At 44.8% G+C, this 8958-nt stretch carries 7 protein-coding genes; 5 read left to right on the top strand and 2 right to left on the bottom strand.

What is annotated here, in order from left to right; all coding sequences use genetic code 11:
* Positions 1 to 99: 99 nt before the first annotated feature.
* Positions 100 to 1713 (bottom strand): NAD(P)H-hydrate dehydratase, encoded by a 1614-nt coding sequence (locus QZ938_RS31500; protein WP_293145713.1) that lies wholly within the window; start codon positions 1711 to 1713, stop codon positions 100 to 102.
* 635 nt (positions 1714 to 2348) lie between these two features.
* Between QZ938_RS31500 and mnmA the strand changes: the two genes are divergently transcribed.
* A complete protein-coding gene (gene mnmA / locus QZ938_RS31495) occupies positions 2349 to 3440 on the top strand; it encodes a tRNA 2-thiouridine(34) synthase MnmA (protein WP_293145716.1) in 1092 nt (363 codons plus the stop codon).
* Between the two features lie 319 nt (positions 3441 to 3759).
* On the opposite strand, the gene QZ938_RS31490 is transcribed toward mnmA, so the two are convergent.
* Positions 3760 to 4338 (bottom strand): hypothetical protein, encoded by a 579-nt coding sequence (locus QZ938_RS31490; protein WP_293145719.1) that lies wholly within the window; start codon positions 4336 to 4338, stop codon positions 3760 to 3762.
* 526 nt (positions 4339 to 4864) lie between these two features.
* On the opposite strand from QZ938_RS31490, the gene QZ938_RS31485 reads away from it, so the two are divergent.
* The 4 genes from QZ938_RS31485 (at position 4865) to QZ938_RS31470 (ending at position 8858) form a co-directional block, all read left to right on the top strand.
* Complete coding sequence (locus tag QZ938_RS31485; RefSeq protein WP_293363656.1) at positions 4865 to 6838, top strand: PP2C family protein-serine/threonine phosphatase; 1974 nt, start codon at positions 4865 to 4867, stop codon at positions 6836 to 6838.
* 201 nt (positions 6839 to 7039) lie between these two features.
* Positions 7040 to 7618, top strand: coding sequence for a DUF6272 family protein (locus QZ938_RS31480; RefSeq protein ID WP_293356082.1), 579 nt, complete (start codon positions 7040 to 7042; stop codon positions 7616 to 7618).
* A 45-nt stretch (positions 7619 to 7663) separates the two neighbouring features.
* On the top strand, positions 7664 to 8008 hold the full coding sequence (locus QZ938_RS31475; RefSeq protein WP_293145726.1) for a hypothetical protein: 345 nt from the start codon (positions 7664 to 7666) through the stop codon (positions 8006 to 8008).
* 70 nt (positions 8009 to 8078) lie between these two features.
* Positions 8079 to 8858 carry a PAS domain-containing protein gene (locus QZ938_RS31470; protein WP_293363658.1) on the top strand — a complete coding sequence of 260 codons (780 nt, stop codon included), beginning with the start codon at positions 8079 to 8081 and terminating at the stop codon, positions 8856 to 8858.
* Positions 8859 to 8958: the final 100 nt, after the last annotated feature.

Genomic DNA, 8958 nt, shown 5'->3' with positions numbered 1-8958 from the left:
GTTTGATCGTTCGGACTTCAGTCCTTATCAAAATCAGAGGACTGAAGTCCTTACGATCGCACTAATGGGCGAGCATTACAGCGAATGGGACGATCGCCCTTACTGTAATTCTCGCAAGGTAGGAATTAAATACTGTGTCAAAGTAAAGGCATCTACACCTAATTCTGTCCGTTCTTTGGCTGCGGCGATTCCGGCTCTAGCGTGCCACCACGCTGCTGTTACTGCCACTTCTTGGGGGGGGGATTTACGGGCGATCGCACTTGCTAACAATCCCCCTAACAAGCCGGTGAGAACGTCGCCGCTGCCGCCTCTGGCGAGGGCTGGGGTGCTTTCGGGATTGAGATAGGTAAGGGTACGTGAAGCGTAGCTATCCCCTAGGGAATCGCCGTCATCCTCCTTCCAACTTATGCAAACTCTGGCTCCTTTGAGCAATACTGTTGCACCGCAAAGCTCTGCCGCTGCTTGAGTTGCGGCAATTCGATCGCCACTAAGGCCGGCTAATTCGGGAAACAAACGCTTAAATTCGCCCGGGTGAGGGGTGATTATTGTCAGCGATCGGCGTTCCGACAAAATGGGAACTGTGCCGAGTTGAGCGAGGATATTTAAACCGTCGGCATCTAAAACCAGAGGTCGATCGCACTCCAGTACAGATTCTACAGCGATCGCCGCTTCCAATGTCAGACCTGGCCCTGTGGCGATCGCATCGTAGGAGTTCAAATCAATTGCTACCGGCAACTCCTTAATGCCACCGCTTGGGGTTTCGGGACATCCTATAACTAATGCCTCTGGTAAATGACTGCTCAACATCGGTTTAATCGACTGAGGGACGGCAATTGACAGCATTCCGACTCCGCTGGCTCTTGCTCCCAATGCGGCTAAAATTGCGGCTCCGCTGTAACGGCCCGAACCTGCAATAATTAGTAAGTGACCGTTGGTGTATTTGTGCGAAATTGGCGATCGGGGCAATGGCAAATGCTGAATTGCCGATGCTTTAGTAATGCGTTGTACTGCTGGAACATCGCCCAATACTGCTGCAATATCTGCAACGGGAATATCAAAATCAATTAATTCAGAATTGCCGATATATTCTAATGCTTGGTCTTGCAGAAATGCCCGTTTCCACAGCCCCAAACATAATGTATGTTTTGCCCGGATTGCAGTACCCAAAACTGCGCCAGTATCCGTATGAATTCCCGACGGAATATCTATACTAAAAATCGGGATGTTTAAATTATTTATTTCATCAATCGCGGCGGCTGTCGGGTTAGTGATTTCTCGTTCCAACCCAAAACCAAATAAACCATCTACGAGAAAGTCGCAGTTTTTCAGCGGCTCGATTTTATCAACAAATGGAATATCTAAATGACGCGCATAATCAGCGTGACTTTTGGTAAGTTCTTTGAGTTTAGAAAACGGGCAGTAAATAACTACTGGGAATCCTTTAAAGTGCAATTCGCGTGCCACAACCAAAGCATCGCCGCCGTTATGTCCCGGCCCAACCAACACCCCAATAGCTGGGAATTGAGAATTAACAAATTTTTCCTCTTCTTCCCTCTGACTTCTTCCCTCTGACTTCAACAGCACCTGAATGCGTCTAGCAATCAGGTGCGCGACTTTTTCCATTAAAGCTGCTACAGGCATTCCAGCAGCAAAAATTCTGGTTTCTATTTGCCGCATTTGGTCGGCAGTGACAACAAATTTTTGAACAGTCATAATTAGTGATAAAATTTCAGCTAACAGCAGCAGTACCAGCTTGAACAGTTCGCGATCGCAATTCTGACAATACTTAAAAGAGTTTTTAGGTACGTTGTTGCGCTCTTTGCGCCAGATTTAGCGCTAAAGCGCAACAACGTACCTTTTTTAATGTACCAGTTGCGTCCGGGACGGTTGTAGTATTTTTGTGGTATAATTAATTAGATTGATCGAACTTGCGTAACAGTAAAACAGTAGAATAGCAATTTATTTCCGAACCGTCAGTAACTCAGCCTTAAAGGGACTGAGCTTGTAAGAGAAATCTCTCGCGAGCTGTACTGACCAGCCTAAGTCTTAACTGACTACGTTATTTGAGTCACGACACCGGAGAATGCGACGCCAGTTTTCCGCTCTGTCGCTAGTGGTTAAACAGTCTTAAAGTCACTGAGACAGTGCTGCTAGCCTAAAAAGCTTTTATAACATTGGCGAGGCGAACATTACTCTCGCAAGAGAGATCGAGGCAACTATACCTCACCGGAGGGGCAACCATACCCCTCCAACCCCGCAAGGGGATTCAAGGCGGTTGAAACCGCTCTTGGAGTTTCCCACGAGCGGGAGTCAACGCCACGCTCGTTTCCCATTTACCGAACTTTTTTATGAACAAGATTGTCGTAGGCCTCTCCGGCGGGGTCGATAGTTCCGCAGCAGCCGCAATTTTACACCATCAGGGCTATGAAGTGGTGGGTTTAACGCTGTGGTTGATGAAAGGCAAAGGTCAATGCTGCTCTGAGGGAATGGTTGATGCCGCTAAAATTTGCGAAGATTTGGGCGTTCCCCACCACATTGTTGACAGCCGCGAAGTCTTTCAGGCAAGTATTGTCGATTTTTTGGTGAACGGTTACAGTGCAGGAGTTACACCTCTGCCCTGTTCGCAGTGCAATAAAACTGTGAAGTTCGGGCCGATGCTCAAGTACGCTCGCGAAGAGTTGGGTATTGAAAAGATTGCTACCGGGCACTACGCTCGCATTACCTATGATACTGCTACCGATCGCTATCAGTTGCTGCGGGCGATCGACCCTGCGAAAGATCAGTCTTATTTCTTGTACGATTTAACACAGGATTTGCTAGCAGGTACGGAGTTTCCTTTGGGGGAAATCACCAAGACTGAAACTCGCAGAATTGCAGCAGAATTTGGCTTGACAACCGCTGATAAGCCGGAAAGTCAGGATTTGTGTTTGGTGGAAAGTAACGGTTCGATGCGGGCTTTTCTCGACAAGTACATTGCGCCGCAAAAGGGTGACATTGTAGACAAGTCTGGCCGCGTACTCGGACAGCACGACGGCGTGCACCACTACACTATCGGCCAGCGGAAGGGCCTGGGGATTGCCGCACCGGAACCGCTGTATGTGATTGAACTTGATGCTGGTGCTAATCGGGTAATTGTGGGCGATCGCCAGTTGGCGGTAGAATCTGACTGTAATGTCCAGAAAGTAAATTGGGTTTCTGTCGCTCCACCGATCGCTCCGATTCGGGCTTCCGTGCAGATTCGCTATCGATCGCAACCCGTCCCCGCTACAATTATTCCCGTAGAATCATCCGAAGCAGACGAAAAAGCCAGCGGTACAAGAGTCAAGATCATTTTTGACGAACCGCAGTTGAGCATTACCCCCGGACAAGCCGCAGTTTGGTATGACGGAGATGTGCTCTTAGGTGGCGGGATTATTGAAAGAAAAAAACTCCCAAATTGATGTTAGGGGCTGGCTCCCGTCCCCACCCCACAAGAAATCTACCACCATATAAATGTACTCTTTCTCTTTGTGGAACAGGCCGGAAAGCCTGTTCCAAGAGGGAGAATCTCAGTTTTGCAAAAAGCATTTTTTACAGTGCGAGCTTAAGAGCTCGCTATCAGTTGCAAGACTCGCGAGCGGGGACGCTCGCACTACAAATTCAAAACTGAGATGCTCCCGTTCCAAGAAACCTCCCACCAGAAAATTCACTCTTTGTGGAACAGGCATCTTGCCTGTTCCACAATTAAAATTATTGTTCATTTCACAGAGTGAAATTCTCTTAACTAACTTTCTTTTCCAAACGCAACACATTCCCCCTAGCATTGGTGCGGTAAACCCAAGTTTGGCGGCCGTCAGAAACCACAACCCGCCAACCTTCAACAATCATTTGGCCGCAAATTTCATCAGATTTCGCGAGTCCCAAACAAGTATTCGGCCAACTTTGCCGGCTCGATTCAGTGACTTTCAACTTGTCAGCAGCAATCCCAGTCAATTGCGACAACTCTTGGCGAACTGCGGCTGCGACGGTTGCGGGCAATTGGTTCGGAGGATTTTGGCGCGCACCCTCAGCCAAATTGCCCGGTTCGGAAATTAGACTATTTAGTACCAATCCCGAATAGCTGATTTTTTTTTGATCCCCGACAGCGGGAAATTGCTGCGCTGTTTGCTCATCTTGGTTTTCCACCTGAACGAGGGACTGTTTGATGGCGCCCGCGTTAGCCGCAGCGGTGTGGATTAGCGCCGGATATATTTCCCATGCCAGAATTCCCGTCAGCACCAAAGCCAAGATTAAAGGATTAGGCTGCTTTTCACCTCGGTTTTGATTGTTTTGAGAGTTATTTTCGGAGATTGGTTTCATAGTACGCTCTCTGCCTCACTTTACACTCTTGCGCGATCGCTCCGGAGCACTCAAATGCAGATACTGATATAGACACTGCTGCTGGTGCTGTTTGTTCCTTGGTGCAGAACCGACTTAACAGAGTCGTGCGGCACAAGTATCTTATACTCCCTGCTGCCACTTCTGTTTCAGGAAACTTGCACTACCAGTTATTACTTAATTTTTACTTTTAGTATAGTATTGAGCAAAATTTATCGCTAGGTAAATCTGCTGAAAAAAAATTGATTTTGGCGGAACATCTCAGTATAAATGACTATTCATCGTGCCCAAACTTCTGAAGGTTTTGTAGACAAGGGGAGGCGAACTGAGCCAGTGAGAGCCAAGGGATGCCGTACAATCTGCAGCAACAGGACGGGAACGCATGATAAATTAAGCAAGCTATCGCTGATTAATTAGAGGATTTAGGTTTTCAAGAGCGATCGTCCCCGAAAATAACTTAGTAGCGATCGCTACTTTTTTAGTAACATCTTGTTGAAATATATCAATTATGAACAGAAAATCCCTAGGAATCCATTTAATGAATCGGATCAGCTATCCTCAAAAATTCATCTTGATCGGTTTTCTATTTGCGATGCCGTTAGTCTTGATGATGTACCTGCTGATTTCCGAAATTAACACCAGAGTTGATTTTGCCCAAAAAGAAATCTACGGCAATCAATACCTGCGTCCGCTGCGCCAGTTGAGGGAATACATACCGAAATTTCACCTGTTAAATTATCAGGGTTTAAATCCAAATTTAAGCCAGCACGAGTCCTGGGATAATTTTGAAGCTAAGATAGACGCGGACTTTCAATCCCTGGCAAATACAGACCGCCAGTTAGGAATAGTTTTAGTTTCCCGCGAGCAATTTAATGCCATTTATCAAAATTGGCAAAAATTTAAACTTCATCGCAGCCAGTGGAGTTTAGAAACTTACGATGTTGTATATCAAAAAATAGCATCTGATATTAATAAATTGAGCGCTCGCGTCGGCGATACTTCCAATCTCATATTAGACCCAGATTTAGATACCTATTATTTGATGGATGCAACTTTGTTGAAAATCCCAGAAATGCAAAAATTATTGTCAGAAATTAGGCTATTTTCTCAAAAAAGTAGCCTGCGTTCCGATGCCACACCTGAGGAAAGAGCGAAATTGGTTACTTTTGCGGGCAAATTGAGAGAACTCAATCAGGATTTAGCAATCAATATGGAGGTAGGATTTAGCAACAATCCTCACGGGAATCTGCGACCGAAATTAAGCCAAGATTTGATAAATTTTAACTCAGTAGTAGAGCAACTAACTGCCCAACTAGATAAACTAATTTATCCCACAGCCGCAGTCGAATATTATACCTATCTCGATGGCAGCGACCGAGTTCTGAATTCGAGTTTTGAACTGTGGGACAAAAGTGTCAATGAATTAGACTTTATCCTGCAAAAACGTATAGATGCTTTAGTTGCTAGAAAACACTTAATTTATGTTTTTATTCTAATTATTTTAACAATAGTTGTTTATTTGTTTGTGTCTTTTTACCTAGCAGTCATGCAAACTGTATTTGTGCTTGAGGAAGCGTCAAAAAATATGGCAAGTGGCAATATTGACCACAAAATTATTTTGGATAACAAAGATGAACTCGGGCAAGTTGTGGGTGCATTTAACAAGATTGCCGAGGCTTTGGTTGGTGCGAATCAAGAAATTACTGTTCTTAACGATCGCCTAAAATCCGAAAATATGCGGATGAGTGCCGAACTAGATGTCACTCGCAAAATTCAGCAGATGCTGCTGCCGAAAGACCGAGAATTGAAGGAAGTTATTGGCTTAGATATTGCAGGATTTATGGAACCTGCTGATGAAGTAGGCGGCGACTATTACGATGTACTCCAGCACGAAGGTAAAGTAAAAATTGGTATTGGCGACGTGACGGGACACGGATTGGAGAGCGGTGTTTTAATGATTATGCTTCAAACAGCAGTGCGAACTTTGCTCACCTACAACGAAGCCGATCCGGTAAGATTTTTAACCGCTATTAACACTGTAATTTACGATAATATGCAGCGGATGAAATGCGATAAGAACGCTAGCCTTGCTTTGCTAGACTATCACGAGGGAATGCTGAAGTTGAGCGGCCAGCACGAGGAAATGATTGTAGTGCGGTGTAACGGTTCGGTCGAGCGGTTTGATACAATCGATTTGGGTTTCCCGATCGGGCTGGATGAAGATATTGCTGATTTTGTGGCTCAAACCCTTGTCCAGTTGCATTCAGGAGATGTGGTAGTGCTGTACACTGATGGGATTACGGAGGCTAAAAATATGAATAAAGTGCTTTATGGTTTAGATAGGTTAATTAAGGTAATACAGATTAATTGGCAGCGAACGGCTACAGAGATCAGGCACGCTGTAATTGACGACGTGCGATCGCACATCGGCGAACAAAAAGTTTTTGATGACATCACATTGCTGATTCTTAAACAAAAATAAGTAATGGGGAATGGGGAATGGGGAATGGGGAATGGGGCATTGGGCATTGGCCAAACAGGGCATTGGGCAAACAGGGCATTGGCAGCAAATAACAATTAACAATTAACAAATAACAAGAGTCAACAAATAACAAATAACAAATAACAAATAACGATTAACAAATAACAACAGTCAACAGTCAACAGTCAACCGTCAACTAATATGATTCAGACTTTCGGGGATTTCATCGAGCCTACTCCCAGCCACGAATATTTAATAATTGGATTTTCCCCGAGTTCGATCCCCCTCAAGCAGCGGTGGCGGAACAATGGTTTGTCGGCGGATTTTCTGGCTGACTACTTGACGACTTTTTTCCCTGGAAACGAGGATGATCCCTCGACAATTGACAGACAAGCTGAAATTAAAAGTGCTGTTAGCTACATTGCTAATGAGTTATTAGAGAATGCGATGAAGTTTAATGATGAGACATCGGAACACCCGATCAACATTAAACTGCAATTAAAGAGCGACGGACTGATTTTCTCAGTTGCTAACAGCATCTCTCCGCAAGATGTAGGGAAGTTTCAGGCTTACATTCAGCAGTTGCTGGAGTCGGATCCGAGCGAGCTGTACATTGAGCAGTTGGAAAAAAATGCTGCTGACGAAACTTCTACTAATTCAGGATTGGGCCTGCTAACCATGCTCAGCGATTATACCACCCAAATAGGTTGGAAGTTCCAGACGGTGCAAAAAGACCCGGAAGTAATTACGGTGACAACTATGGTGCAATTAAGAGTATAAGTATCGCTGGCGATCGATAATATCTAAGGGACTTTTTTTGCGGCAATGGAAATTAAAACAGAAGATTACGGGATCTGTTACGATCCATCAACGGCAACCGTGAGTTTTATAGGATCTCTAAGGTTGAGCGGGCCCCTAGAGTACGCGCCGATAGTGCAGTTACTGGAGGAGGTAGCCGATTTGGCACCGGCAAAAATTACCCTCAATTTGCAACAGTTAGAATTTTTGAACAGTTCAGGCATAAATATGCTGTCGAAGTTTATTATCGCAGTACGCAAAAAAGCTCGGGTGCAAATGGCGGTACAAGGTTCTCAATGTATAGCTTGGCAAGGTAAATCTGTGAAGAATTTCCAGCGCCTAATGCCGAGTTTGCAGTTTGAATTACTATAGACATATGATGACTTTTAGGGTATGGACTGTTGAGGAAGTTTCTGTTAGTCGAGGCGCAAATTCTCGGGTTATGCTGGAAGAACAACCATCTAGAGAACAGCTACTTTTAGAGATAGAAAGATTGCGCCAGCAAGTGGAAGACTTGAAGGAGGAAAAAGCGGATCTGGAAATCTTGCTGGAAAATACTGCTGAACATTCCGATACGGTTGAATCTGAGTTGCGCTATCGGGCATTGGAGGCGGTGCGGGAAGGTGAAGTTAAGCTAGCTCAATTTCTCGAAGCGATTCCCGTAGGCGTGGCCGTGCTCGATGCTCAAGGTAAACCTTACTACGTCAATCGTGCCGGACAGCAGTTACTCGGCCAAGGGGTGTTGCCGTTAAATGCTGTTGATGATTTGTCAAAAAGTTATAAATTTTATATCGCGGGAACTGATATTATTTACCCTGCCGATAATTTGCCGATTGTCCGAGCGCTGAAGGGAGAAAGTTCGACGGCTGACGATTTGGAAATTCATCAATCCGACAATAAAATCCCCCTTGAGACTTGGGGGACGCCAATTTTTGACTGTGGCAAAGTTGCTTTTGCGATCGCAGTTTTTCAAGATGTCACGGAACGCAAACAAGCTGAAGCCGACCGCCAAACATTTATTAAGGAATTATTTGAAGTCAATAAAAGCTTAGAAAAATCTCTGGATGCTGAATCGGAATTAACTGATGCCTACGGGCGATTTGTGCCACATCAATTTCTAAATTTGTTGGGATATGAAAGTATTATTAATGTCAGTTTAGGCGATCAAGTGCAGCAGGAAATGTCGGTGCTGTTTGCGTATCCGCTCAATAATTCGGGGTAGGAGAGAAAAAAGTAAGCAGAGTAAAAAAAGTGTTATAAAATAGGATACATGACGCCAAAGACTATTTCACAAGACAAATCATCCTACAATATACTACTGC

The organism is Microcoleus sp. CAWBG27 (assembly GCF_020883145.1).
GTDB lineage: Bacteria > Cyanobacteriota > Cyanobacteriia > Cyanobacteriales > Microcoleaceae > Microcoleus.
The sequence above is the reverse complement of the archived record's forward strand: the minus strand, read 5'-3'. Positions and strand labels throughout refer to the sequence as shown.